Source organism: Sphingomonas sp. LR55 (genome assembly GCF_036856015.1).
GTDB lineage: Bacteria > Pseudomonadota > Alphaproteobacteria > Sphingomonadales > Sphingomonadaceae > Sphingomonas.
In genome coordinates this window covers 3,919,540-3,944,107 of sequence record NZ_JASPFO010000001.1, presented here as the reverse complement: position 1 = coordinate 3,944,107, position 24,568 = coordinate 3,919,540, and the positions used below count along the sequence as shown (strand labels likewise).

General features: G+C 62.1%; 22 protein-coding genes and 1 pseudogene. 9 read left to right on the top strand and 14 right to left on the bottom strand.

Annotated features, from left to right (window positions below):
* The first annotated feature begins 50 nt into the window (after positions 1–50).
* Positions 51–1,829: a cation:proton antiporter domain-containing protein gene (locus tag QP181_RS19115; RefSeq protein WP_333929508.1), complete on the top strand. Its 1,779-nt coding sequence runs from the start codon at positions 51–53 to the stop codon at positions 1,827–1,829.
* 56 nt (positions 1,830–1,885) lie between these two features.
* On the opposite strand, the gene QP181_RS19110 is transcribed toward QP181_RS19115, so the two are convergent.
* Together QP181_RS19110 and dnaE are read right to left on the bottom strand one after the other, a co-directional pair.
* Positions 1,886–3,478 carry a long-chain fatty acid--CoA ligase gene (locus tag QP181_RS19110; RefSeq protein ID WP_333929507.1) on the bottom strand — a complete coding sequence of 531 codons (1,593 nt, stop codon included), beginning with the start codon at positions 3,476–3,478 and terminating at the stop codon, positions 1,886–1,888.
* A gap of 18 nt (positions 3,479–3,496) precedes the next feature.
* Positions 3,497–7,011, bottom strand: a pseudogene (gene dnaE, locus QP181_RS19105) (DNA polymerase III subunit alpha).
* A 150-nt stretch (positions 7,012–7,161) separates the two neighbouring features.
* Between dnaE and QP181_RS19100 the strand changes: the two are divergent.
* The gene (locus QP181_RS19100; RefSeq protein WP_333929506.1) at positions 7,162–7,755 is read left to right on the top strand and encodes an HdeD family acid-resistance protein; all 594 of its coding nucleotides are present in this window, start codon (positions 7,162–7,164) and stop codon (positions 7,753–7,755) included.
* Positions 7,756–7,961: 206 nt separating this feature from the next.
* On the opposite strand, the gene QP181_RS19095 is transcribed toward QP181_RS19100, so the two are convergent.
* From QP181_RS19095 to QP181_RS19075, 5 genes are all read right to left on the bottom strand, one after another.
* Positions 7,962–8,441 (bottom strand): glutathione peroxidase, encoded by a 480-nt coding sequence (locus QP181_RS19095; protein WP_333929505.1) that lies wholly within the window; start codon positions 8,439–8,441, stop codon positions 7,962–7,964.
* A 14-nt stretch (positions 8,442–8,455) separates the two neighbouring features.
* Positions 8,456–9,046, bottom strand: coding sequence for a GNAT family N-acetyltransferase (locus QP181_RS19090; protein WP_333929504.1), 591 nt, complete (start codon positions 9,044–9,046; stop codon positions 8,456–8,458).
* Positions 9,043–9,717, bottom strand: coding sequence for an ABC transporter ATP-binding protein (locus tag QP181_RS19085; protein ID WP_132896288.1), 675 nt, complete (start codon positions 9,715–9,717; stop codon positions 9,043–9,045). The genes QP181_RS19090 and QP181_RS19085 overlap by 4 nt, the downstream gene beginning before the upstream one ends.
* Positions 9,718–9,748: 31 nt before the next feature.
* The gene (locus tag QP181_RS19080; RefSeq protein WP_333929503.1) at positions 9,749–10,999 is read right to left on the bottom strand and encodes a lipoprotein-releasing ABC transporter permease subunit; all 1,251 of its coding nucleotides are present in this window, start codon (positions 10,997–10,999) and stop codon (positions 9,749–9,751) included.
* A 643-nt stretch (positions 11,000–11,642) separates the two neighbouring features.
* Entirely contained in the window at positions 11,643–12,329 is a 687-nt protein-coding gene (locus QP181_RS19075; RefSeq protein WP_132896222.1) for a hypothetical protein, read from the bottom strand.
* A gap of 431 nt (positions 12,330–12,760) precedes the next feature.
* On the opposite strand from QP181_RS19075, the gene QP181_RS19070 reads away from it, so the two are divergent.
* Together QP181_RS19070 and QP181_RS19065 are read left to right on the top strand one after the other, a co-directional pair.
* Entirely contained in the window at positions 12,761–13,072 is a 312-nt protein-coding gene (locus QP181_RS19070; RefSeq protein ID WP_333929502.1) for a hypothetical protein, read from the top strand.
* A 115-nt stretch (positions 13,073–13,187) separates the two neighbouring features.
* Complete coding sequence (locus QP181_RS19065) at positions 13,188–13,400, top strand: hypothetical protein (protein ID WP_333929501.1); 213 nt, start codon at positions 13,188–13,190, stop codon at positions 13,398–13,400.
* 145 nt (positions 13,401–13,545) lie between these two features.
* On the opposite strand, the gene QP181_RS19060 is transcribed toward QP181_RS19065, so the two are convergent.
* Positions 13,546–14,343 carry a DNA adenine methylase gene (locus QP181_RS19060; RefSeq protein WP_333929500.1) on the bottom strand — a complete coding sequence of 266 codons (798 nt, stop codon included), beginning with the start codon at positions 14,341–14,343 and terminating at the stop codon, positions 13,546–13,548.
* On the opposite strand from QP181_RS19060, the gene QP181_RS19055 reads away from it, so the two are divergent.
* Positions 14,342–15,040, top strand: a complete 699-nt coding sequence (locus QP181_RS19055; protein ID WP_333929499.1) for a VapE domain-containing protein — start codon at positions 14,342–14,344, stop codon at positions 15,038–15,040. The two genes, QP181_RS19060 and QP181_RS19055, sit on opposite strands and share 2 nt — an antisense overlap.
* Positions 15,041–17,985: 2,945 nt before the next feature.
* Here QP181_RS19055 and QP181_RS19050 read toward each other — a convergent pair.
* Together QP181_RS19050 and QP181_RS19045 are read right to left on the bottom strand one after the other, a co-directional pair.
* Positions 17,986–18,825, bottom strand: coding sequence for a DUF3732 domain-containing protein (locus QP181_RS19050; protein ID WP_333929498.1), 840 nt, complete (start codon positions 18,823–18,825; stop codon positions 17,986–17,988).
* 49 nt (positions 18,826–18,874) lie between these two features.
* A complete protein-coding gene (locus tag QP181_RS19045) occupies positions 18,875–19,099 on the bottom strand; it encodes a YozE family protein (RefSeq protein WP_333929497.1) in 225 nt (74 codons plus the stop codon).
* 135 nt (positions 19,100–19,234) lie between these two features.
* Between QP181_RS19045 and QP181_RS19040 the strand changes: the two genes are divergently transcribed.
* The 3 genes from QP181_RS19040 to QP181_RS19030 all read left to right on the top strand — a co-directional run bounded on the left by QP181_RS19040 (position 19,235) and on the right by QP181_RS19030 (position 21,302).
* Positions 19,235–19,438: a hypothetical protein gene (locus QP181_RS19040; RefSeq protein WP_333929496.1), complete on the top strand. Its 204-nt coding sequence runs from the start codon at positions 19,235–19,237 to the stop codon at positions 19,436–19,438.
* 3 nt (positions 19,439–19,441) lie between these two features.
* The gene (locus tag QP181_RS19035) at positions 19,442–20,578 is read left to right on the top strand and encodes a DinB/UmuC family translesion DNA polymerase (protein WP_333929495.1); all 1,137 of its coding nucleotides are present in this window, start codon (positions 19,442–19,444) and stop codon (positions 20,576–20,578) included.
* A gap of 133 nt (positions 20,579–20,711) precedes the next feature.
* Positions 20,712–21,302: a hypothetical protein gene (locus QP181_RS19030; RefSeq protein WP_333929494.1), complete on the top strand. Its 591-nt coding sequence runs from the start codon at positions 20,712–20,714 to the stop codon at positions 21,300–21,302.
* Between the two features lie 238 nt (positions 21,303–21,540).
* Here the strand turns inward: QP181_RS19030 and QP181_RS19025 are convergent, their stop codons facing one another.
* Positions 21,541–22,200 (bottom strand): SOS response-associated peptidase family protein, encoded by a 660-nt coding sequence (locus QP181_RS19025; RefSeq protein WP_333929493.1) that lies wholly within the window; start codon positions 22,198–22,200, stop codon positions 21,541–21,543.
* 3 nt (positions 22,201–22,203) lie between these two features.
* Positions 22,204–22,539, bottom strand: coding sequence for a hypothetical protein (locus QP181_RS19020; protein WP_333929492.1), 336 nt, complete (start codon positions 22,537–22,539; stop codon positions 22,204–22,206).
* Between the two features lie 280 nt (positions 22,540–22,819).
* Between QP181_RS19020 and QP181_RS19015 the strand changes: the two genes are divergently transcribed.
* Positions 22,820–23,152, top strand: coding sequence for a hypothetical protein (locus QP181_RS19015; protein WP_333929491.1), 333 nt, complete (start codon positions 22,820–22,822; stop codon positions 23,150–23,152).
* A 281-nt stretch (positions 23,153–23,433) separates the two neighbouring features.
* Here QP181_RS19015 and QP181_RS19010 read toward each other — a convergent pair whose 3' ends face one another.
* Together QP181_RS19010 and QP181_RS19005 are read right to left on the bottom strand one after the other, a co-directional pair.
* Positions 23,434–23,583: a hypothetical protein gene (locus tag QP181_RS19010; protein ID WP_333929490.1), complete on the bottom strand. Its 150-nt coding sequence runs from the start codon at positions 23,581–23,583 to the stop codon at positions 23,434–23,436.
* Positions 23,584–24,269: 686 nt separating this feature from the next.
* Positions 24,270–24,467 (bottom strand): hypothetical protein, encoded by a 198-nt coding sequence (locus QP181_RS19005; RefSeq protein ID WP_333929489.1) that lies wholly within the window; start codon positions 24,465–24,467, stop codon positions 24,270–24,272.
* Between the last annotated feature and the right edge of the window lie 101 nt (positions 24,468–24,568).

Genomic DNA, 24,568 nt, shown 5'->3' with positions numbered 1-24,568 from the left:
CACGTCACCACGGGTGACAATTCCGTCATGCGTCCCCTAAGGTCGCACGCATGGCATTACGGCTCGACAATCAAGGTTTCAGCGACACGCTCGTCATTCTCGGCGCGGCGGGCCTCGTCATTCCCGCGTTCGCGCGGTTCCGGGTCAGCCCCGTAATCGGTTTCATCCTGGTCGGGCTGCTCGTCGGCCCCGCGGGCCTGGGCTCGCTCACCGGTTCTGCACCGTGGCTCTATTACCTGACCATATCCAATCCCGAATCGATCGAGCCATTCGCCGAGTTCGGAATCATCCTGCTGCTATTCTCGATCGGCCTCGAACTTTCGTTCAAGCGGCTATGGTCGATGAAGCGTCTGGTGTTCGGCACCGGCGCCGCAGAACTGATCGGTTCGGCGCTGATCATCGGCGTGGCGCTTCATTTCATCGGCCAGGAATGGGCGGGAGCGATCGGGCTCGGGTTCGCGCTCGCCCTATCATCCACAGCGCTGGTCCTGCCGCTCGTCGGCACCACCGGCGCGGTCGGGCGCGGCGCGTTCGCGATGCTGTTGTTCGAGGATTTGGCGCTCGTGCCTATCATCTTCGTGCTGGGTGCGCTGGCGCCGACCGCGAGCGCGGACGGCTGGTCGAACATCGCCGGCGTCGCGTTGCGCGGCGGGCTGACCGTCGTTGCGATGTATATCGGCGGGCGGGTCGTCCTGCCCCGGTTGTTCGGCCAAGCCGCGCGCACCAAGAGTCCCGAGCTGTTCCTGGCTGCCTCGCTGCTGGTGGTGATCGTCGCCAGCGTCGCGACCACCGCCGCCGGGTTGTCGCCGATCGTCGGCGCGCTGCTGGCGGGACTGCTGATCGCCGAGACCGAGTATCACAGCGAGGTCGAGGTTATCACCGCGCCGTTCAAGGGCCTCGCGCTCGGCGTGTTCCTGATCACCGTCGGCATGAGCCTCGACCTCCGGCTGATCGCGCAGAACTGGCCATCGCTGCTGCTCGCGGTGACCGGCGTGGTCGCGACCAAGGCGATCGTGACGTTCCTGTTCCTGCGCGTCGCTAATTCCCGGCGCGGCGTTGCGGCGGAAACCGGCCTACTGATGGGCAGCCCGTCCGAGACGACGCTGATCGTCCTGGCCACCGCTGCGCAGGCACAGCTGATCCTGCCGTCGACTGCATCGTTCTGGCAGACGGTCACCGCGATCGGGCTGACGATCACGCCACTGCTGGCAAAACTCGGGCGCACCGTCTCGCGCCAACTGGAGAGCCGATCGGGTGCCGATGCAGGCGATATCGAGATCGACGAGGACGGGCCGGGAACGGTCGTGATCGGCTTTGGCCGGGTGGGCCGGATGGTGGCGGACATGCTCGCGGTCCATGGGCAGAAATACGTCGCCGTCGAGGCGGACATCGACTCGGTCGAAGCCGCGCGCGCCCAAGGCCATCCGGTACTGTTCGGCGATGTGGCGCGTCCGGAACTGGTGGACCGGCTGAAGCTGCATACCGCCAAGGCGCTGATCCTGACGATGGACGATCCGGTGTTGACGGTGCGGCTGGCGCGGCGGGTGCGGGCGTTGGCGCCGGATCTGCCGATTGTGGCGCGTGCGCGCGATACGGCGCATGCGGCCGAGCTGTACCGGGCGGGCGTGACGGATGCGGTGCCGGAGACTTTGGAGAGTTCGCTGCAGTTGGCGGAGGCGGTGCTCGTCGATCTCGGGGTAGCGATGGGGTCCGTCATCGCCTCGATCCATGAGAAGCGCGACGAGCTTCGTCAGGAGATCAAGGCGGCCGCCGACATGATCGCCGAGCCCCGGATCAGAAAGGCCAAGCGAACACCTCGCACGGCGTAAGGACCGCCTGGAATTCGCTTTATCCAGCGCTGAGAACGCGGCCCTAAACAGATTGGTCAGGCGGCGGCGAGCGCGAAATCCTTGAAGCGTTCGCGGAGGGCGGTTTTCAGGAGTTTGCCGGTCGCGGTGTGCGGCAGGTCGTCAACGAAGACGATCGCGTCGGGGAGCCACCATTTGGCGACGTGCTTGGCCAAGTGATCGAGGATCGCCTGTTCGGCGACCTCGCTACCGGGCTTGCGGACGACCAGCAGCAAGGGCCGTTCGTCCCATTTGGGGTGGTAGATGCCGATCGCCGCCGCTTCCGCGACTCCAGGGCAACCGACCGCGGCGTTCTCCAGGTCGACCGAGCTGATCCATTCGCCGCCGGACTTGATGACGTCCTTCGAGCGATCGGTGATCTGCATCGTGCCGTCGCTATGCAACATCGCGACATCGCCGGTGTCGAACCAGCCGTCCGCGTCAACCGCGTCCTCGTCCGCACCGAAATAGCGTTGCACGACCCAGGGGCCTCTCACTTGCAACCGGCCGGCGACCTTGCCGTCGCGGGCCAGCAAGACACCTTCGTCGTCGATGATGCGGAGTTCGATGCCGAAGGGGACGCTGCCCTGTTTACCCACGAGATCGAGCTTTTCCTCGTGAGTCATGTCGTCCCAGTGCGGCGGATTGAAGCCGGCGGTGCCGATCGGCGAAGTCTCGGTCATGCCCCAGAGGTGCTTCACCGTGGCGCCCATACCCATGATCCGCTCGATCATCGCGCGGGGGGCTGCCGAGCCACCGATCGTCACCTGCTTGAGGTGGCGCGGCGCGTCGCCGGTCGCGTCCATGTGGCCGAACATCGCGAGCCAGACGGTCGGCACGCCGGCGGAGTGCGTCACCTTTTCGTTGTTCATCAGGCGGCACAGCACGGCCGGATCGTTGACCGCGGAATAGACGACTTTCGCGCCCGACAGCGCGCAGGCAAACGGCAGGCCCCAGGCGGCGGCATGGAACATCGGCACGACCGGCAGCACGACGGCGTTGGGCGACAGATCGAACACCCACGGCGCGACCTCGGCCATCGCGTGGATCAGCGTCGAGCGATGCGTATAGAGCACGCCCTTCGGATTGCCGGTGGTGCCGCTGGTGTAGCAGAGCATGCACGGCTCGCGCTCGGGGCCCTCGACCCAGTCATAGTTGCCGTCCTCGGCGTCGAGCAGCGCCTGGAAGCCGTCAGGTCCCAGGTCGTCGAAGCAGATATAGTGGCGGACGCTAGTCCACTGCCCGCGCAGGCGATCGACGAGCGGCTGGAACGCCTTGTCGTAGAGCATCACGCGGTCTTCGGCGTGATTGGCGATGTAGACGAGCTGCTCGTCGAACAGCCGCGGGTTGATCGTGTGGATCACGCCGCCCATGCCAATCGTGCCGTACCAGGCGACGAGGTGGTGCGCGTGGTTCATCGCCAGCGTCGCGACCCGGTCGCCGGGCGCTACGCCGAGTTTTTCGAGCGCCTGGGCTAGCTTGCGGGCGTCGCGCGCGATGCCGGCCCAGTTGGTGCGCGTCTCGCGACCGTCGGCCCAGTAGCTGACGAGTTCCCTCGCCCCATGCTCCCGCGCCGCGTGGTCGATCAGGCGGGGAACACGAAGCTCGAAATCCTGCATTCCACCCAGCATTCATGCTCTCCCAAGCTGTTATCCCACCAGAGCGAGCCTCGTTTCCGAGGTCTTCATCTCCACCTTGGCGACACCGTGCAACGACTCGATGTGCTCGACAAGCTCTCCGTCGAGCAGGAAGTCGCGACCGAGCAGGATGCAGACTTCGCCGTCGGGGAGTTGTGCGCGGACCCGGACCTCGCCGCGCGCCACGATGCTCGGCGAGCAGCGACGCGAGGCCGGCGAACGCGGTCATCTCGGAGATCGTTACGACCACCTGGAAACGCGCGAGGTTGGCGAGGCCTTCGAACGGCTGGATGCGCTTGATGCTGACGCGCGGCGTGTCCTCGCCGGGCTTGCGGTCGAGCTCGACGGTGATGAGCCCGCAGCCACCGGCCTTGGCCGCTTCTTCGAGATCCTTCGAGACCTGGTCGTCGAAGCAGGTCGCCATGAACTGGCCGCTGGCGTCGGAGCATTGCGCCATCATGAAACGCTTGCCGCGCGCGGAGGTGCGATAGCGCGCGTCCTCGACCAGCACCGCCATCGTCGCGCCCGCGCGGCTGCCGTCGTCGGGAATGTTGAGCTCGGACAACGCGGTGTAGGCGCGGGCACCGTGGCTGACCGCGATGTGGCGGTGGCGATCGACCGGGTGCGCGGAGAAATAGAAGCCGAACGCCTCCTTCTCCTGGTCCATGCGCTGGCTGAGCGTCCAGCGGACCGAGGGAGGAGCTTGATCGCGTCGCCGGCGGGTTCGGCGTCGCCGAACAGGCCGCCCTGCCCGCTGGTCTTCTGTTCGTGCGTGCGCGCGGCGATCGCGAGGATCGTCTCGGCGGTGGCGTGGATGCCGGCGCGGTTCTGGTCGAGGCCGTCGAACGCGCCCGCGGCGGCGAGCGTTTCGAGCTGGCGCTTGTTGAGGAGGCGCGGGTCGACGCGCTTGGCGAGATCGTCGAGACCGGCGAACGGGCCGTTCTGGACGCGCTCGACGATGAGCTTCTCCATTGCGCCTTCGCCCACGCTCTTAAGGGCGCCTAGCGCATAACGAACCGCCAGATTGTTTCCCCGCGAAGGCGGGGACCCAGTCTGGGCACCCGCCTTCGCGGGTGAACATTCTGCTGGTGGAGCGTCAGCTTCCGCCAAGACCTCGACGTCGAACTCGGCCTGGCTCGCGTTGATGCAGGGCGGCAGCGCGGTGATCCCGAGGCGGCGCATGTCGTCCGTGAAGATCGCGAGCTTGTCGGTCTGGTGGAGGTCGTAGCACATCGAGGCGGCGAAGAATTCGTGCGGGTGGTGCGCCTTCAGCCACGCGGTCTGATACGCGAGCAACGCATAAGCCGCGGCGTGGCTCTTGTTGAAGCCGTAGCCCGCGAACTTGTCGATCAAGTCGAACAGCGCGTTCGCCTCGGCCTTCTTGATGCCGTTGACGGTGAGACACCCCTCGACGAAGCCCGCGCGCTGCGCGTCCATCTCTGCCTTCACCTTCTTGCCCATCGCGCGGCGCAGCAGATCGGCGCCACCGAGCGAGAAGCCAGCGAGGACCTGCGCGGCCTGCATGACCTGCTCCTGGTAGACGAAGATCCCGTAGGTCTCGGATAGGATCGGTTCGAGCAGCGGGTGCGGGTAGTCGATCGCCTCGGTGCCGTTCTTGCGGCGGCCGAACGACGGGATGTTGTCCATCGGGCCCGGTCGATAGAGCGACACGAGCGCAATGATGTCGCCGAAATTGGACGGGCGGACGGCGGACAGCGTGCGGCGCATGCCCTCCGACTCGAGCTGGAACACGCCGACCGTGTCGCCCTTTTGCAGGAGCGCGTAGACGCCGGTGTCGTCCCATTCGAGTGCGTCGAGATCGACCGTCAGACCGCGCTTGGCGAGCAGTTGCACTGCCTTCTGGAGCACCGACAGCGTCTTCAGCCCGAGAAAATCGAACTTCACCAGGCCCGCGCCTTCGACATATTTCATGTCGAACTGCGTGACGGGCATGTCGGAGCGCGGATCGCGGTAGAGCGGGACGAGCTGTGCGAGCGGGCGGTCGCCGATGACCACGCCAGCGGCGTGGGTGGAGGAGTGGCGAGGCAGGCCCTCCAGCTTCATTGCCAGATCGAGCAGCTTCCGGACGCCGTTGTCGTTGGCATATTCCTTCGCGAGTTCGCCGACGCCGTTCAGCGCGCGCTCCAACGTCCAGGGATCGGTCGGGTGGTTGGGGACAAGCTTCGCCAGCCGGTCGATCTGGCCGTAGCTCATCTGCAACACGCGGCCGGTGTCCTTGAGCACCGCGCGCGCCTTCAGCTTCCCGAAGGTGATGATCTGCGCGACCTGATCGCGGCCGTATTTCTCCTGGACGTAGCGAGATCACCTCGACACGCCGGGTTTCGCAGAAATCGATGTCGAAATCGGGCATCGACACGCGTTCCGGGTTCAGGAAGCGCTCGAACAGCAGGCCCAGTTTGATCGGGTCGAGATCGGTGATCGTCAGCGACCAGGCGACGACCGAGCCTGCGCCCGAACCACGGCCCGGGCCGACCGGGATGTCGTGGTCCTTCGCCCATTTGATGAAGTCGGCGACGATCAGGAAGTAGCCTGGGAAGCCCATCTGGACGATCACGTCGACCTCGAACGCGAGCCGCTTGCGGTACACGTCGCGCCAGCCGTCTTCGCCTTCGCCGTGGAGTTCGGCGATGCGGGCGAGGCGGGCTTCGAGACCGGCTTCGGCGTCGTCGCGGAGGAGCTTTGCCTCACCCTCGATGTCACCGGCGAGGCTGGGGAGGATCGGCTTCCGATACGGTGCCATCACCGCGCAGCGCTGCGCGACGACGAGCGTGTTGGCGATCGCCTCGGGCAGGTCGGCGAACATCTCGTGCATGACCGGCGCGGGCTTCATCCAGGCTTCGGGACAGCTGCGGATGCGGTCCTCGGTCTCGACATAGGTCGAGTGCGCGATGCAGAGCATGGCGTCGTGCGCGTCGCCGAATGCGCTTTCGGTGAAGCAGCACGGGTTGGTCGCGACCAGCGGCAGGTTGCGCTCATAGGCGATGTCAATGAGGTCGGTCTCGGCCGCCATCTCGATCGCGTCGTTGCGGCGCGAGAGTTCTATGTAGAGGCGGTCGCCGAACAGGCCTTGCAGGCGATCGAGATAGGCGCGCGCGATTGGGTTGCCCTTCCGCGAACAGCCGGGCGAGACCGCCTTCGCCACCGGCGGTCAGGGCTAGCAGGCCCTCGGTGTGGCGTTCGAGCGCGGCGAAATCGACATGCGCGGGCATCTCGATCGGGCGGTCGAGATGCGCCATCGAGACGAGTGCGCAGAGATTGTCGTAGCCGGTCATGTTCTGCGCGTAGAGCGCGAGCCAGTCGAACTGCGTCGCGACGCCGTCGGGCATGTCGGGGCGCCCGACGCCGAGCATGACGCCGATGATCGGCTGGACGCCGTCCTTCTTGGCGGCGTCCGAATAGGCCATCGCCGCGTAGAGCCCGTTGCGATCGGTGAGCGCGGCGGCGGGGAAGCCAAGCGCGCGCGCCTGCTTGGCGATCGCCTTCGGATCGATGGCGCCGTCGAGCATGGTGTAGCAGGAGAAAACGCGAAGGGGGACGTAACCGGAATGCATCGACCAGAGGTAGGCGCTGCGGCGTGATTCGACCAGCGGGGATGAGTCCGGTCGGAACTGCGGACACGACGAGCCGTTGCGGCGGGGACTTCTGGGAGCATTCTTATGACCGATTCACGCGGGCACTTTGCCGATACCGAAACCACGGCTGCGGGGACGCCACGGGCAGGCGCTGGCTGGGGATGGATCCTGGCCTATGGCGTGCTGTCCGTTGTGCTCGGGATCATGGCGTTCGCGTCGCCGTTTTCCGCGACCTATGCCGCGACTTTGGTGATCGGGGCGTTCTTCATCGCGGCCGGAATCGTGTCGATCGTGTCGGGGTTTGCCGGCAAGGGGCATGAAGGGCGCGGCTATGCGATCGGGTTCGGGTTGGTGTCGCTGGTGATCGGGCTGATCATGGCGTTCGAGCCTGCGACGGGCGCGATCTCGCTCACGTTGCTGATTGCGGTTTGGCTTGGTGTGCGTGGCGCGTTGGAGATCGGGCTTGGGGCGCGGTTTCGGCGCGGCAAGGGGTTGATGATCGCGCTTGGGGTGGTGAACGTCGTGCTGGCGGTGATTGTGCTGGCGACGTTGCCTTGGTCGGCGTTGACGTTGCCGGGGTATGTGCTGGGGATTAGCTTCTTGTTTGGTGGAGTTACTTCGGTTGCTTCCGCGCTGGCGCATAAGAAGGGCGCGCCGGCGTTTTCAGTGACCGCGTAAGTGTTCTCCCGCGAAGGCGGGAGTCCAGTCTGGGCCCCCGCCTTCGCGGGGGAACATTCTTGGGCTGATGTCCGCCGCCACTAAGCGCGCACCACCCCGGCGAAGGCCGGGGCCCAATTGGAGAGGTTGCAGTAACGAAGCGCGGCGGTCTTCATCGCCGTCCCCCAATTGGGCCCCGGCCTTCGCCGGGGTGGAAGCAAATCGTTTTAAAGCAGCTTCTCGATATCTTTGCGGATGTCCTCGGGCTTGGTCGTTGGGGCGTAGCGGTCGAGGACGGTGCCGTCGCGACCGACTAGGAACTTCGTGAAGTTCCACTTGATCGCTTTTGACCCGAGGACCCCCGGTGCGTCCGACTTCAGGCGTTCGAATAGCGGCTCCGCATCAGAGCCGTTGACGTCGATCTTCGCGAAGACCGGGAACGTCACGTCGTAGGTCAGCGTGCAGAAGTTCGCGATCTCCGCTGCATCTCCCGGCTCCTGCCCGCCGAACTGGTTGCACGGAAACGCCAGCACCTCGAACCCGCGCTCGGCATAGTCGCGGTGCAGCGCTTCGAGGCCATCATATTGCGGTGTGAAGCCGCATTTCGAGGCGGTGTTGACGATCAGCAGCACCTTGCCGCGATACGGCTCGAGCGAGGCCGCGGAGCCGTCGGCGGTCTTGACGGTGAAGTCGGTGATCGCGGTCATGGGCGGTCCTCCAGTCAGGCGGGGTGTCGGGCCAGCAGATACGCCAAGTTCTGACGTACGCCGGGCCATTCGTGGCGGAGGATGCTGTAGACGACAGTGTCGCGCAAGCGGCCGTCGGCCATCACCTGGTGTCCGCGCAGCACGCCGTCGCGCCGTGCCCCGAGGCGTTCGATCGCGCGCTGCGAATTCTTGTTGAGCGAGTCGGTGCGGATCTGGACGCATTCGCAACTCAGCGCATCGAAGGCATGCGTCAGGAGCATCAGCTTGGCGTCGGTGTTGACGCCGGTGCGCTGCACCGCCTTGGCATAGAAGGTGCCGCCGATCTCGAGCCGCTTGTTACCCTCGTTCATCCGCATGAAGCGCGTGGTGCCGACGACGGTCCCGTCGGCGACGACCGCGAACAGTCGCGCCCGGCCGAAGTCCTGCTCGCGCAACCCCGCCCCGAGCCAGCGGTCCGGCGCCTTCATCATGGAGACGTTGGCGTAGAACGTGTCCCAGAGATTGTCCGCCGACGCTGCCGCGACCAGCGCGTCCATGTCGTCGGCGACCAAAGGGCGGAGCGTGACGTGACGCCCGGTGAGCGTCGGCGTCTCGCCCCAGGTCACGCCAGCCGTCCCTCGTGCAGCCGGAACACGCGGTCCATGCGCGCTGCCAGCCGTTCGTTGTGCGTCGCGACCAGTGCCGCCGTCCCCTGTTCGCGGACCAGACGGACGAACTCGGCGAAGACGATGTCCGCGGTATGCTCGTCGAGATTGCCGGTCGGCTCGTCGGCCAGCACCAAAGCGGGCTTGTTGGCGAGTGCGCGGGCGACCGCGACGCGCTGCTGCTCGCCGCCGGAGAGCTGGCTCGGACGATGCGTCAAGCGGTGACCGAGGCCGAGCTGGGTCAGCAGTTCTGCGGACCGCGCGTCCGCCTCGGCGCGGGTGGCGCCGTGGACGAGCTGTGGCAGCACGACATTCTCGGTCGCGTTGAAATCGGGGAGAAGGTGGTGGAACTGGTAGACGAAGCCGAGGCTGTCGCGGCGGACGACCGTGCGCTCATGCGCGTTCAGCTTCGACGCCTCGGTGCCAGCGATCTTGATCGATCCCTGAAAGCCGCCTTCCAGGAGACCGACGGCTTGCAAGAGCGTCGACTTGCCCGAGCCCGATGGACCGAGCAGCGCGACGATCTCGCCCGGTGCGATCGCGAGGTCGACGCCGCGCAGCACGTCGATCGTCGCGCCACCCTGCGTGAAGCTCTTGGTCAGCCCGCTGGTCTGGAGGACGTAATCGTCCATGCGCTCGATCTGACGATCGATTCGGAGACCTTCATTCATAACGCAGCACCTGCACGGGGTCGGTACTCGCCGCTTTCCAGGCCGGATAGAGCGTCGCGAGGAAGCTGAAGATCAACGCCATCGCCGCGATCACGATGATCTCGACGGGGTCGGTCTTCGACGGGAGTTCGGTCAGATAGCGGATCGACGGATCCCAGAGATTCTGGCCGGTGAGGAGCTGAACGAAGTTCACCACCCCCTGGCGGTAGAACAGGAAGACGAAGCCGAGCCCGAGTCCCGCCAGAGTCCCGAGCGCACCGATCGTGGTACCGACGACGATGAAAATCCGCATCAGCCCGCCGCGCGTCGCGCCCATCGTCCGGAGGATCGCGATGTCGCGGGTCTTGGCGCGGACCAGCATGATCAGCGACGAGAGGATGTTGAACACCGCGACCAGGATGATGATCGACAGCACGGTGAACATCGCGACGCGCTCGACCGCGAGTGCCTCGAACAGCTGCGCGTTCATCGTCCGCCAGTCCTGGATGATTGCCTGCCCGCCGATCTTGTCGGCCAGCGGCTTGAGGATTTCGCCGACCTTGTCCGCGTTCACCGTCTTGATCTCGACCATGCCCGCCGCATCGCCCATCAGGAGGAGCGTCTGCGCGTCCTCGATCGGCATGATGATATACGCCTTGTCGTAATCGTAGACACCAATCTCGAAGATCGCCCCGACGGTGTAGCTGACGATCCGCGGCACGGTGCCGAACGGCGTCGTCTGCCCCTGCGGGCTGAACAGCGAGATTTCCGACCCGACCTGCGCGCCGAGCGATTCCGCCAGCCGCGAGCCGATCGCGATCCGGCCGCTGCCTTGCGTGATCGACGATAGCGAGCCCATCACGATCTTGTTCTGGATCGTCGAATTGCGGCGGATGTCGTCGACGCCCATGCCGCGGACCAGCACCGCCTCGGCGCGCCCGTTATAGGTCGCGGCTAGCGGCTGTTCGATCAGCGGCACCGCGCTGGTCACGCCGGGGGTCGCGCGGGCCTGCGCGACGATCTCGCGCCAGTCGGGCAGCTTGCCGCCGACGCCCTGCACCACCGCATGGCCGTTGAGCCCGACGATCTTGTCGAACAGCTCGGCTCGAAAGCCGTTCATCACGCTCATCACGATGACGAGCGCGGCGACGCCGAGCATCACCGCGACCAGGCTGATCGAGGCGACGAGGAAGATGAACGCCTCGCCTTTGCCCGGCAGCAGATAGCGGCGGGCTATCATCCGTTCGTAGCGGGACAGGATCATGGGCAGCCGGGTTCGATCGTTAGGGAAACAGTCCTGCGGCTCTAGGACGCGGCCCCGCGCGAGGCAACACGCGCGAGTTGGAGGGAGCGGAGATGGCAGCGTCGTGGGTATGCTCTCGCCGATGGCTAGATTGGTATGTTGCGTAATCGCCACAGGGCGTATTCAATCGTGCCGCAGCACGCGCAAACACCGTGACAAATCCCGGCAACATAACTAGCAAAAACCTCGCTGAGACACAGGCAACGGCCGTGGTTCGGGGACTGCTTTTACGCCGCACGCAAGTGCAGAGCGGAAGCACAAAAATGGGGGCTGACGAGCGATCGTCACGCAGGCGCCCGGATCGGCAACGGTCCGGGCGTTTGCTTGTCCGCCGTAGGTCGTTGCTGCATCTATACTTCGTTATACTTGGCGGATCCGTAACCTGGCGGTGTTTGCCGCGCCGTTCATGCATCGATGACGACAGACAGGCGCATTGCACTTGGTGGGAAGTTCGCGCGTGCCAAACGGACGAGAGAGGTCACGCTCACGCGTGTCACGCCCTCCCCCTCCGTCGCCCTAGGCGCCTCCCCCTGGCGGAGGAGGATTTAATCACGCCCCCCCCGGCCGGCATAGGATCAGCCATCGAGCCGAGGTCGCTCCGATGTCAGCGCCGCGCCGATGCGATCGCCTGCCCCGTCAGCGCGCCTTGCTCGAAAGTCGCTGGCGCGGGCTGGGCCATGGCGGGCGCCATGTCGGGACGGACCTGCGTCGCCGCGACCTGCTGCCATGGCTGGACCGCGAACCTTAGATCTTCCGCGAGATAGGCGCGAACGACGGTGCCCGGCGGCAATTGCGCGCTCGTCCCGTGCACGAGAAAGCCCAGCGCCGACGCAAACATGATCGTCGCGACCGAAGTGATCGTTCCGCTGGTCCCCTCGTCGTTCGCCTGACCGCTCAACCGGACCGGACCGTTGGGCGTATCGATATAGAGCAGCCGGATCTCCAGCTTGCCCTTCTTGCCGAAATGCCCGTTGCGCTGCACCGATGCGACTTCGGCAACGGCGACCGACCCTGCGGGGATCACGACTTGGCCGCGGTATGACAGGCTCTCCGCCACTTCCAAATAGAGACGGTCGCCCGGCGCGTTCATCTTGGTCGACACCCGCGTGCGCGACCGGAGCGTCAGCGGCGTTCCCATCGGGAAATACGACATCAACGCCGGACTCGCAGCGGCCGTCACCGGCGCTGGCCAATAGGCGAAATTCTGTGCGCCGGCAGATCCCGAACTCGCGAGCAGCGCGGCCCCTGCCATGATGCCTGCCTTTACGCCTGCCTGTACCATCGTCTTCATCACGCTTCCCCCGTTACTGTGGGGCATGCGCTACGACCCATTCTTGTCGAACCGCCGAAAGAGCAGAGTTTCTGCAGCTTTAACCACGCGGCCTTAGCCACGCGAAGCGCGAGTTCACGCACGGACATGGGGCCCCAGCAAGGGCGATGTATCCAGCGATGTCAGCAAATAATGGCGGAGAGGGTGTCCGCCCTCATCATCGCTGTATCCCTCACTATTCCTAGTATTTTTATGGAACGGGACAGATTGTCCATATTCCATACCATACTAAAGAAAGTTGCCTTGCCTAGGCGCGTCGCCATCAAATGGGGCGACTACCGCCTCGTAACTGGGAGCACGAGGACCGGCACCGCGAACGGTTGCTTCCCCGCCGATTTCGGTTGGTCTGACGCGGTTCGTCCCTACATCTGACCGGGTTAGGGAGACATAGAATGCAGATTGAAGGCAAGACGGTGTTAGGCAGCGGGACTCTGGTGCTAGCTGCGCAGGAGAGCGGTGCGATCGACATCGGCAACGGCTTAATGAAGGTTGGCTTCGCGAACGATGCAGGGGCTGCACGCGTTGACGTTGACCCGCGCTCGGGCGGTGTACTGTTCTACAATATGGATGGTGCGACGGTTGGCGCGTTTGTCAGAACGTCGATCACAGTGCCTGGTGGCTCAATAACCGCACGGTTCGCAATTTGGGCGATGGCGCCACCGTTGATTGGCCGGGTTGTTCACTACACGATCACGCAGAACTGACGGCTCCGGATAGTGCGGCGTACGAGGATCACAGTGGCACCGCCGTTGACGGCCCTGAGATCTTCGTGACGCACAAAACAATTACCTTGAGGCGATTATATTTAGGAGATTATTCATGACGTTTGCACGAATCGATTTGCAACTCACCGAAGAACAAGCCGTGGTTGTTGCCGAGACTCTTGGACCGGTACTGCCCGGCTTCACCAAACGTTTTAAAGAAATGATGGATGCTGGCCCCGAAGGTCTCGATCATCACATGGCTATCGTTTATCGCTCTCGCGAAGTTCAAAACGCCATGGATGCCGATGAACCCGGCGCGCCAAAATAATCGGTCGTCGCGTGGCTGCGGCGGGGAGAAACCCTCCGCCGCAGTGACGCTTTTCCGCGGGTTTCAGCAGGCGATATACCCCGCTTTCGGGTACCTGATACCCCGGCGCACGCGCCGGAATAGCTACTCGAAAGCACGAAGATGATCAGGCTATCCGGTTGCGGATGATCAGCTCGGTAACCTTCGATGGTGCACCGGTCGACTGCATACCCAGCGACCAGGACGTATCGACTTCTTGGATATCGAAAGCAGCGAACGCCTCACGAATGAACGGCGTGTTGTTGATCGACATGATGAACTTGCCGGCGATCGTCGCCAGCTGTGCGGCCATCGCAAGATAATCGTCGCGGCCAAAGCCGGTGCCGTAACCAGCGGTCTCGTCATAGGGCGGATCGAGGTAGAACAGCGCGTCGGCATGGTCGTACCGCCGAATGACGTCTGCGTAGCCGAGCTGCTCGATCTGAACGGGCTCGAGGCGTCGGTTGAGGAGCTTCAGCTCCGCACGGAGCTTACCTAGATTGAACCTCGACGGGTTCCGCGCCGTCACCCCGTAGGTGCGGCCGACGACCCGACCACCGAATGCTTGTCGCTGGAGGTAGAGGAAGCGGACGGCACGCTCGATGTCGGTAAGCGTATTCGGATCCGTTGCCTTCTGCCGATCGAACTCGGCCCGGCTAGCGATCAGCCAGCAAAGCTCCTGGACGAACGGCTCGTAATGCCGGCGTACGATGCGAAACAGGTTTGCGACGTCGCCAGACAGGTCGTTGATGATCTCGACCGAAGGGCGGCGCGACCGGCGAAGGAAGACGCCACCCATGCCGACGAAGGGCTCGATATAGGCTTTGTGCGGGGTGGCATCGATCAGCGCGCACAGGCGCGTTGCGAGGTTGCGCTTGCCGCCCATGTACGGTGCGGGCGGGCGAGCGGTGATAACGGTATGCATGGTGGGTACCCGCGCCGACGTCCGACACATCAAAGGCTTCGTCAGCAGGCAGACGGACAAAGTGCGGCTGGCATATGCCAAACGCGCTCAGGAATATCGCCGGCAATCGATATTTTGCGGCTCGACCAACGACTTCAAATTCCTGAAGGACGATACCGGCAACCGTCGTTTCTGGCCCATTGGCTGCCACGTCGAGACGATCGATATTGATCGGCTGCGGGCTGAAGTCGACCAGCTTTGGGCGGAAGCTGTCGTGCTCTACCGCGCCATGCGCGCGGCGCAGCCGTTCGGGGACTTGCCGCTCTATCTGACCGACGCGGCTGCACAGGCGATCGCAGTTCAGCATCAGGAGTCAGCGCAGGTGGAAAGCGCAGATGAGGCGCAGGCGGGTCAGATCGGTGCATGGCTTGATACGCCGATAACCAGCGGCAACGTTGATGACGACCGAGACGCTGACGGCAAAGCCATCGTTCGGAACGAGACATGTTTGATCGAGATCTGGGTCGAATGTCTTAAAAAGGACCGCGGGCTATACAACCAGCAGACCGCGCAGATGCTCGGCCGCGCGATGCGGTTGGTGCCAGGATGGACGGTTGAGCAGAAGGCTCGGCGGTATAATCGGGAATACGGGTTACAGCGTGTGATCGCCCGCGACGTTGAGACGCTGCCGCGATCTGCCCCGGGAAGATCTGCCTAGTCGAAGCCCGATCAGGGCGCAGTCTAAACGCCCAGAGTCAGACGTTCCGGTGGGCAGCTCGCGGTCTCTAAAGCGGACGTCTGTTCATCACGATGGAGCCAAACTCGGCAATGGAATGATGCAAAATGAAAAGTTTTGCATCAGCGTTAGTACCCTACTTCCAGTGTCACGACCGTCAGCCGACCTTTGATTCTGCCGACCAACGTTACATTGCCACCAGGGGCGTCAGGGCTGTTCATTGCCATGATGGTGCTGGATGTCATTTGGGCCGTGAAAAGAGGTTTGAAGGTTGCTGCTCCCGGCGCGGTAACGATGGTGACCTTTGCTCGATCATCGACCCACGCACCGAAGCCCCATGCCGCCCCTATGAACCGTAGTGAGCGGCCGGGGGTGGCGGAGGAACGGCCGGTTCATAAAACTTTCGCGGCCCCTCACATCCTGTTTTGCTCAACCGGCCATTAGAGAGCGTGCCTCCTTCATAATCAGCTTGAAGTACGTAGCAGCGACCATCACTCAATGAGATAGTGACGGGCAGAAAACCTGAAGACCATGCCGCTACGACATGCGCTTTGCTCGTTTCGGCTATCGCATATGCGCCAACAACCTTGGCATGGCCTACAGCCAAGCCGCGCTTGTAAGCTGGATCGACACGGAATACGTTTGATACCGTGCTATCAGGAATGCGGGTTAGTGCCGGCGCGCTGGGATCTGATGGCACCGCGACACTCGGTCGTGATCCGTTACCGCTGTATCCAGCGGACGGGACAAACTGCGCATGAGCGCTGATCGCTGCGGCGGCTATGGCAATCCCCGCGCTTGCGCGAGCCCATGCTGATGCTTTGTTATTCATCTGCTACTCCTAGAACGAAGCAACTTACGACCGTGCTGCAAAAGCGCCAGCCGACATGCAGACAGTCCACCTGATGCAAAATCACCGATTTTGCATTGGCTAGAGAACGGCAGGAAAGCTGGGTATCCGCCGATGCAAAAATCTGATGCGTTTGGCGGGCGCATTCGATGGCAGGTTTCTCGGAGTGCGACCCCGAAAGGCCCGTCTGCTGTCCTTCTCATACCGGCCATTCCGCTAACGCCCACACCCGGACTTTCAGGCTGGCGATCAAGGCTCCCGATAACGACCGTTCGTTAAGCGCATCTTCCCGTTTCTCCGTCTCCAACAGGCCATTTCGGGAAGACGTATCGGTAGCAAGCGGCCGATTGCTGACATTCGCCCTTGGTGTACAGCCGTAGGAAAGGATCGGAGTGGCAGGCGATGTTAGGAAGCTGGATTACCGTATTCGCTGCTGTGACCCTTGTTACGGGGACCAGCGGATCAGCGCCTTCCATTGATAGGGCGTCATCTACGATATGTGCATCTGGCTCCCCCGAGATCAAATCCAGGTCCGCGTATTTCCCATCACCATTCAACGCCGCGTCTTTCCATCGCCTGATGAAATCATTGATCATGGAGGTAGCGCCTCGATGGTTCGACAATTCTGGCGCTTGGCGATGGCCGGCATTTGTGATCCGAATTTGCCAGAAGCTGATGCAAGATCAGCGATATTTGAGGCTCGGATCGTCGTCTTTGTAGAAGGGGAAAGGGATCGTAGCCCCCTTCTCCTAGAGTATCCAGACTGGCAGGATACCCCTGCGCCGGTCCGGGCGAGACTTAATGGAAGAACCGTTCTGGTGCCGGCAGCGGTCGTGCGCAAACTGCTCGACTATTCTAGAGTAGGTTGGCGAGACTAACTTCGTAAAGGGGGCGCCCGCCTTCTTCCTAACCCGGACATTCCAAAATTCGATCCTTTTAGAAAGGCCGCAGCGTCAGGCGACGTCCGCTAACGCCATCTGCCTTCCCAATAGCGGACCGTCCGCTTTCCTGCCCATTCCGGCCATTCCGCTCACGCCCCAGTTGCGGACATTCGGTGACCGGGCCATGATGGGTTATGCGAGGACGACAGCCCGACCGATACGACTACGGCTTCCACGCATTAGGCGCACTGCTCGCTTACCTAATTCTAGTGCTCGCAAGGGCGCGGGATTGGTCTTCGCCTGTATCCATCATCGCACTCGTCATCGTCCCCATCCCGATCGGCTTGGTGCTTGGACGGCTTAAACATCGGATACAGTCGCGAAGCACGAAGGCCCGCTGACCGTCCCATTCCGGCCATTCCGTGAACGCGCCTAAACTTCCGAAAAGCTGGCGAAAGGCATGGCTTTCTCCATCCCACACCGGATTACAGCCTGTTTTGCGGAAATCTCCACCAGCCTGTAACGGCAAAAACCCCAGAAATCCGCCATTGTTACAGGTGTTACATGTTACAGGTCGCCGGCCATAGTCTGTCGCGTCACGGCTCCCACGGAATGCCACCGACGGCCTCTGCCATGGTCGTATCTCACCCCATCAACCCACCACTGCCTATTAGACTCCTGTAACACCTGTAACGCTGTAACTATGGCGGATTTCTGCGGGTTTCCGCGTTACAGGTCATGTTACAGGCCTCGACCCTGTAACAGCGTACGCGTCTAGCCTGCGGTTTTCCGCATATTGTCCAGAAGCTGGTCCGAAATGGGTTGGAAAAAGGGACTCCGCGTCTCGCGCGAACGGCTACGGACGCTGGATAGTACCTTGAGCGGATTATAGGTGTCCGTAGACGTTCGTGGCCTTCCCGCACGGTCAAGCCAGTTCAATGTGGCTTGGGAAGTATGGCTTCGGCCTCCACCCAAACCTCCCGGTCTGTCATCATCGACGACTTAGCTAACGATCACGACCTTTAACTGCTCGCTCGCTCCGTCCTTGAAGTGAACGAGCACCCGATCCGGCAAGACATCGACTCGCATCTTCAGGACGAGCCCGCGCTTCGGTTAGCCATCAAGCGCGGGACGCCCCAGAACGCCGTAGCCTGCACGCCGTAGGTTAGACACCTCAGCGCACACTATGTCGCGCGTCATTGATCGATCCAGTCGAGTGGCACCAACTTGCGACCGTGTCGCCAACGTTCGATCACGGCTGCATCGAACCAGTCCTCTTTAAGGTCGGCATGGTCGAGCAGGATAACCTGAAGCGAGGGCGCGATCTCGCGGGCCACCTCGGCAATTAGCGAGAACAGCTTCTGCACCGCCGTCTGGTCCTCGTCCGCCAGCGACGTGATTGACCCGTCGCCGGTATCCTTATCCGGCGGATAATGTGCCTGGGAAGGCTGGTCGAGAATTAAGAAGCTGGGAACAGGCCGCGACTTTTGGCGGAACCATTTATGAAGCGCGAGATGAGTAAGGACGTGATAGCCGACCCAGTTCTCGCCGCTGCCCATCCGTTGCAGCGGTACCGGTCCGTCGATCGTGTCAGCAATTACCGTGAGCTTGCGGATATCGAGCCGGAGTTGGCTGCCACGATGCTCGAGGTCGAGCGCATCCGAATAGTCCGTCATCATCCGGCCAATGATGTTGAGATAGGTTTCAAGTCGCTCCTGGGAGTCGTTTGCGCCAACCTCGGCCGTAAGTATGGCGACGCGGGCGCGCGCCTCTTCGATCTCTCGCAGCAGCGTTGAATTGTCGGCGCTACGGGTTGTCGTGCTCAGATACTGCGTGATCTTGCCTACCGTCCGGGCTTGGACAATAAAATCGTCGCGCTGCTTAGCGAAGAGTTCGTTCTCGCGAATGCGGGCAGCCATGCGCTGACCGTTCTCCCGCAATCGGCCTTCAAGTAGCATCTCGCGCTCCTGCAGCGAAGCCAGTTTTGCCTGTATCTTCGGGCTTTCGCTTTCGACGGCTTGGAGCTCATGATGCATCTCAGCGAGGGCGCTTGCAATTTCCTCAACCGCTGGCACCCGTCCTGCATCAAGCCGACAACCAATCGGACTCGGCGTCGTCGACCGCGGCGAACATGTCGCCCTCAGCCTGCATGGCGCTGAGATGTTTGCGCACGGCCTCCGGATCTCCGTTGCGGGGAAACCGCCGATCGATGACCGCACCGGCCGCCAACTGGCCAACGAGATCGCTTCGGTCTTTCTGCGCCATAAGCCACTGACCAAACGCTGGCTTTGGCTCGTCATGATCTGTCATTCTCGCGTCCCTCGAATCAGTGACCTGCCAATCGCATCAGATTGATGTTCTTGCAATGTTCTTGCGAATCAACGGGGATCGCGCCTAGCTAGGGACAGGCCACGACCGGCGACTCGATATTGACGGAGCAACGAAATGCAGCACGATCTGCGGCTGAGAGCGGCTGCCCGCGTGATATACGACAACGTCTATCCACCTGTTGATGCCGTACAATTCAGCTTCGACGAGGCCGAACGGTTCGGAACGGTGGAGTACCGACAGGCCGTCGGCGCTGCCCAGGATGCGCGGTCGGTTCTGGCTGCGCAGCACGACCAACTCCTCTTTGCCGCGATCCTATAGATCATGCGCTCGACCAACTCAGGCCGCCCGGTCGTTGTCTCGCTGAACCGTCGGGACGATGCGCTGCGACTTCACGACGTCCCGTTCGAACTAGTGCCGTGTGAGGTGCCGTTCTTCCTCGTCCACACGCCGGCAGGGTTCCCGTCGCCTGCGCAGGACGACATGCAGGAGCCGATCGACTTGAGCGCGTGGCTCATCGAGCATCCAGCTGCCAGCTATGTCATGCGCGTAGAGGGGCGGTCCATGGCAGGCGCCGGGATCATCGACGGCGATCTGCTCGTCGTGAACCGGGCCAAGGCGCCAAGGACGGGTGCCATCGTCGTCGCCCTAGTGCACGGTGAGCGGACCCTGAAGCGTCTGCGCTATGTCGACGGCCGCCACTGGCTTGTCCCCGAAGCCGAAGGGTTCGCGGTCGGCGACGTGTGGGGCGTCGGCGGTGCGACTGCGCGCAAGCTGACTGATCTTGGTATTCATACCGCCGGCGCGTTACGAGACATGCCGATGAAGCAGGCCCGCGCCGTCGGGACCGTCGTGCTCGAGCGACTGGTTGCCGAGCTACGCGGCGTCCCGTCGAATGCTGTGGAGGCGGTCGAGCCGCGGCGGAAAGGCATGGCCGTCACCCGGTCGTTCGGGACGCCCATCTGCGACTTTGAGCGGATGATGGGGGCTCTGTCGCAATACGCGCTGCGCGCCGGGGAGAAGCTGCGATCGCACGGGCTGGTCGCCGCCCGGCTGACGACGTTCTTCCATACCAACAAGCACAAACCCGACCGGCCGCAGTACGGCGGGTCGCGCATGGTGACGCTGCATCCGATGACGAACGACAGCCTCGAACTGATTGCGGCCGCCAGACGCGGCGCGGAGAAGGCGTGGCGCGATGGGTACGCCTACACCAAGGCCGGCATCATGCTCGACGATCTGCTTCCCCAGGACGAGCGTCCGCGCACGCTATTTGAGGAGGATACAGCCAAGCGCGATCGACTGATGGGGGCACTCGACGCGATCAATGGCAAGTTCGGCACATGGACAGCGGTGACGGCGTCGCAAGGGTTCAAGCGCGAGTGGAAGATGCGGTCGGAGATGCGGTCGCCTGCCTGGACGACCGACATCGCTCAGGTGCCCGCCGTTCGAGCTGGTTGATTGCTAATAACGCAGAAGCGCCTAGCCTTCGTGCAAAGCGAAGGGACACGTTAAGGCGAAAGATGCCTGCAAGTTAATAAAATTGGTGTAATATTATACTAGCGTAAAATCGGTTAACAAATGGGGCGACTTAGTGGAACAAAAGACATGGCTGCGGCGAGTTGTCGATGAGTTCGCCAAATCTCCGGTTCAAGTTACAGGCAACGTTATCGGCGGAATAGCCGCTTTTATTGCCATCAGAGGCGCCTGGTTTCCGCAGATTAACGCAGGTTTCTCTAATGAAATTTCATCAAAGACAATCACACCGCATGCAATAACGCATTTGCCGCTATTGGTGCTGTCATGGTTTACCTTGTTTTCTGTAATAGCCGCTTCTATCAGCAGAGCGATGCGGAAGTCATCTTGGTCCGCAGGGTCGTTTGGATCCCTAATCGTCGCAACAATCGCCGGCTCAGTTATTATATCGCTCTGCCGCAGCCAAGGCATCATAAGCGATCATAACCATGACAACGCGCTTCGAACCGTGTGGATTGGCCTGACGCTGGTCTTCGCAGCATTCAATGGCGACTTAGTCCTTGACGATGCGCGCAATATGGGGCGGCGTGTCGCTGGTGATGACGGGGAAATGGAATATTTTGTAGCCTTCATCGTGCTTGTCGCGTTGGTGCCAATATGGATTTTCGCACTTAGCCTTACGCTGAACGGAGCCTCTGCCCTACTGTAACTCGGTAAGGGGCGTATTGCCGTTCTCGCTAAATCCGCCCACTATACTGTATTATCTATTGCGCTGCTGCGGCAGATTTCCTCGCCCATTTTGGGTCAGGCCAGCTTCTCGCGATCGAAGTTTCGTCGGAATGGCATCCCCGCTAGACGATCCGGTTCGAACCCAGCGACACGGGGGTGGGGGTCGACCTGGCAAAGCCGGTCTGGCTAAAACCTGAGCTGGACCAAGATGACCGTGCTTAGATTAACCGAGGCGTCGGCGTACGCGTGGGAAACACTGGCCCGCGTACCGTCATCCGATCGGCCGGGTATGGCCGCTGCAAGGACAGGACGTCGTCATAGCTGCCGGTCAGCCACCGCTCATGATCGTCCGGCCGTAGGATCGTAATCATCGCCTTCGGATGGATTGGAGCCACCAGCTCGTTCGCGTCGCAGGTGACCATCGCGAAATAGCGCTGCTCTCCGACCTGCCGCCAGAAACCCGCAATCGCGAACACGGGCTGATCGGTTACCCCGAACCACATCTCCCCCTTAATTGGCTTCTTGCCATCGCCGAGGTCGGTCGGCTCGCGGGCCCATTCGCAGAATTCCGTAAGCGGGATCAGACAGCGGTTCGCCGGATCAGTGACGAGCGAACGCCATTGCGGGAGATGCAGCGTGCGCACGTTGGTCTGCGCAACCTTGCGACCCGCCTGCTTCGCCTGCCCCGCCAGGACGTCCCATTCCATCACATCGAGTCCGCGGCGGTCGCCTTCGTTCCGCACGACGTACGCCCGACCGAACGGGCGCAGTTCCTTCGGGTCGAACCGGTTGTCCATCGGCTTGCCGACAAGCCATTCCGCACCGAACCGTTCGGTGATGGTCTCGGGCTCGCCGTCGAACCGGGCGCGATTACACATCGATCAGATCCCGAGGCTGCGACGCTTGATCTCGCCAAGCAGCGCTTCGGCTACCGGATGCCCAACCTCGCCGCCCGACTGCTCGTAGGCTGTGGTTAGATCCGTGTCGGATGCATCATTCAGCAGGCCCCGGACTTCGGCGCTGAACTCGTCGACTTCCTCGGCCGCTGCATCCGCTGCGTCGTCGCTGGTTATGGTCGGCTCGTCTCCGGGTGCCGGCGCATGTGCCATCACGGCATCCTGCTTGAACATATCGAAGGCGTCCGCGGCTTCGTTGCGTTCCTCCAAGGCGATCTCGAGGCGGGTGAACAGGTCGAGCGACGGTGCGGTGTTTTCCATCGCGGAAGCGTAAGCCCGGTTCGTCACTCCACGCAATATGCCTCAGTTGCACGTCGATGGTTCAGCTGTTGATCCGCCCGATTGCGGCGCCGATCGCGATCACAGAAACGATGATCGCCCAGCCCTCCCAGGTTCGAGGCGTCCACCCGATGCCTACCACCTTGGGCTGAAACCATTCTCGAGGGTGGTTCATGACGGCTCCGATACTGGCGAGACCAATCGGCCCCGCCTTTCGCTTCCCGGCCTCGAACGATACATGTCACGAACGGAGGACGCCAGCATGCCCGCGGACATCATGAAGATAGATGACCAAGCCAAGATCGACCTGTTCCAAGAGATCATGCCTATCGTGATGCAGTATCTGGCGGCAAACTCAGCCAATCAGGAACTGATCGCCGACGACATCATCGACTTCTTCGCCCTGTCGATCGCGTCGGTAATCCAGAACGACACAAACCTGACAACCCCGCAGTTGCAGCGCAAAGGCGTCGACGCGGCAGGCAAGCACATCGCGCACTGGGTCCGCCTGTTGAAGCTCGATCACGAACAACGCGGCGCGTCGCTGCTGGCGATGACGATGGGCGCAGTCGCGTCGGATGAGACGCAGCAATAGCTCGCCAAGGGAACGTGGGACGGCTCAGTCTGTCGGTAGATTGCGTGGATAGAAAGTGCCCGAGCGTTAGTTGAAACGAGAAGTTGCCTATTGAACCGCGGTGTTGGTGATTGCGTCGACCGCTGCGGCGAGACGGCGCCAGTCCTCGACCGCGATGCGATCGCCCAATGCGTCAGTCATCTGGTCGATAATATAGTCCGTTGTCATCTCGCCATGCATCGCGAGAATCGCTCCGGCTTGTATCCAAACTTCTCGAGCATTCATCCGTCCAGCACGAGCCATCAGATATTGAGGTCGCGACGTTCAATTTCAGCAAGAATTCGGTCGACCATCGGATCGAGCGGCTCAGCTTTCGCCTCTGCGTATGCTTCGACGAGGCTCCGGTCATCGAGGTATTCGATTACGTCGGGATGCAATGGTGGTGTTGCCATGACCCGAGCTTATGCGCGATCGATCGATCCGGGCAAACGGTTGCGACCGACCCGGCGCATTGGGAAACTCAGGCGATGCAATCGTAGCCTTTCCGTGGGCGCAAAGTCATCCGTCGACCATATGTTATGGAACGTTCGCCTGATATTGTTATAGACGTAATGAAACCTAGTAGGGTCCAGTCGCATCTCGAGCGTACCTTTGGGCGCCCATTAACGGTGGATGAGGTCGTTGCTATGGAGGCCGCACGAAAGTCGAACTCTGGTAAGCGGGGGACAGCGAAGGCGATGCGCTCAGCTGTTCAGATCGCAATTAGCCATCGGTTACGAACGCCATATCTCTGAACTTAGAGGCGTGCGGTGTGACCCCTATATTACGTCGGCTTCACGTTTCGTTGAGCATCGGCCATAATTCGCTGCCCTCTGGCTTCCGCAGCGGCGTCAGTGATGTCGTCAGCCATAATAACGGCGTCTTCTGCTGACATAGTGAGCGACGACGGCCAAATCTCGACATGGACTAATCCCTCTTGAGCCGAGAACACACTTACGGGCGAGGTAGATTTAGAGTTCATATGCAGTCCAATCCCCAGCCTAACGGCTCAACGATATAAACGGACGCTTCCAGTATGATTTATAGCGAACGGACGAGCCACGAACTAGCCGTGCCTCGCCCAAGGTTCGATAAGCGGTCAGTCAGGATTCAACCTTTCACCAGCTGCTAGCATCGCCTGCTGGCCAAGGGCGGCAGCAGAAGATTCTGTGAGCTGGTCCGCGAGTTGCAACGCAGCGGCCGGCGCCGAAGTTAAGGCAATTCCTGCCCCGTCGAGCATGACACACCCTTTTGCAGCAGCCGTTTGGAATGATTCGGTATTAAAAACAACTACCATCCGAGTTCTCCCGTCACTCCTTTAACGGTTCACAACTCAGGTTAGACCCCAGGTAATTGACATAAATTACTCCCTGCAGATGTCATTCCGTAAGCATGACG

Bases quoted from the DNA above. Each gene is read 5' to 3' on its own strand.
- QP181_RS19115 (WP_333929508.1), top strand. From the start codon at position 51: ATGGCATTACGGCTCGACAATCAAGGTTTCAGCGACACGCTCGTCATT.
- QP181_RS19110 (WP_333929507.1), bottom strand. From the start codon at position 3,478: ATGCTGGGTGGAATGCAGGATTTCGAGCTTCGTGTTCCCCGCCTGATC.
- QP181_RS19100 (WP_333929506.1), top strand. From the start codon at position 7,162: ATGACCGATTCACGCGGGCACTTTGCCGATACCGAAACCACGGCTGCG.
- QP181_RS19095 (WP_333929505.1), bottom strand. From the start codon at position 8,441: ATGACCGCGATCACCGACTTCACCGTCAAGACCGCCGACGGCTCCGCG.
- QP181_RS19085 (WP_132896288.1), bottom strand. From the start codon at position 9,717: ATGGACGATTACGTCCTCCAGACCAGCGGGCTGACCAAGAGCTTCACG.
- QP181_RS19080 (WP_333929503.1), bottom strand. From the start codon at position 10,999: ATGATCCTGTCCCGCTACGAACGGATGATAGCCCGCCGCTATCTGCTG.
- QP181_RS19075 (WP_132896222.1), bottom strand. From the start codon at position 12,329: ATGAAGACGATGGTACAGGCAGGCGTAAAGGCAGGCATCATGGCAGGG.
- QP181_RS19070 (WP_333929502.1), top strand. From the start codon at position 12,761: ATGCAGATTGAAGGCAAGACGGTGTTAGGCAGCGGGACTCTGGTGCTA.
- QP181_RS19065 (WP_333929501.1), top strand. From the start codon at position 13,188: ATGACGTTTGCACGAATCGATTTGCAACTCACCGAAGAACAAGCCGTG.
- QP181_RS19055 (WP_333929499.1), top strand. From the start codon at position 14,342: ATGGTGGGTACCCGCGCCGACGTCCGACACATCAAAGGCTTCGTCAGC.
- QP181_RS19060 (WP_333929500.1), bottom strand. From the start codon at position 14,343: ATGCATACCGTTATCACCGCTCGCCCGCCCGCACCGTACATGGGCGGC.
- QP181_RS19050 (WP_333929498.1), bottom strand. From the start codon at position 18,825: ATGCATCATGAGCTCCAAGCCGTCGAAAGCGAAAGCCCGAAGATACAG.
- QP181_RS19045 (WP_333929497.1), bottom strand. From the start codon at position 19,099: ATGACAGATCATGACGAGCCAAAGCCAGCGTTTGGTCAGTGGCTTATG.
- QP181_RS19040 (WP_333929496.1), top strand. From the start codon at position 19,235: ATGCAGCACGATCTGCGGCTGAGAGCGGCTGCCCGCGTGATATACGAC.
- QP181_RS19035 (WP_333929495.1), top strand. From the start codon at position 19,442: ATGCGCTCGACCAACTCAGGCCGCCCGGTCGTTGTCTCGCTGAACCGT.
- QP181_RS19025 (WP_333929493.1), bottom strand. From the start codon at position 22,200: ATGTGTAATCGCGCCCGGTTCGACGGCGAGCCCGAGACCATCACCGAA.
- QP181_RS19020 (WP_333929492.1), bottom strand. From the start codon at position 22,539: ATGGAAAACACCGCACCGTCGCTCGACCTGTTCACCCGCCTCGAGATC.
- QP181_RS19015 (WP_333929491.1), top strand. From the start codon at position 22,820: ATGCCCGCGGACATCATGAAGATAGATGACCAAGCCAAGATCGACCTG.
- QP181_RS19010 (WP_333929490.1), bottom strand. From the start codon at position 23,583: ATGGCAACACCACCATTGCATCCCGACGTAATCGAATACCTCGATGAC.
- QP181_RS19005 (WP_333929489.1), bottom strand. From the start codon at position 24,467: ATGGTAGTTGTTTTTAATACCGAATCATTCCAAACGGCTGCTGCAAAA.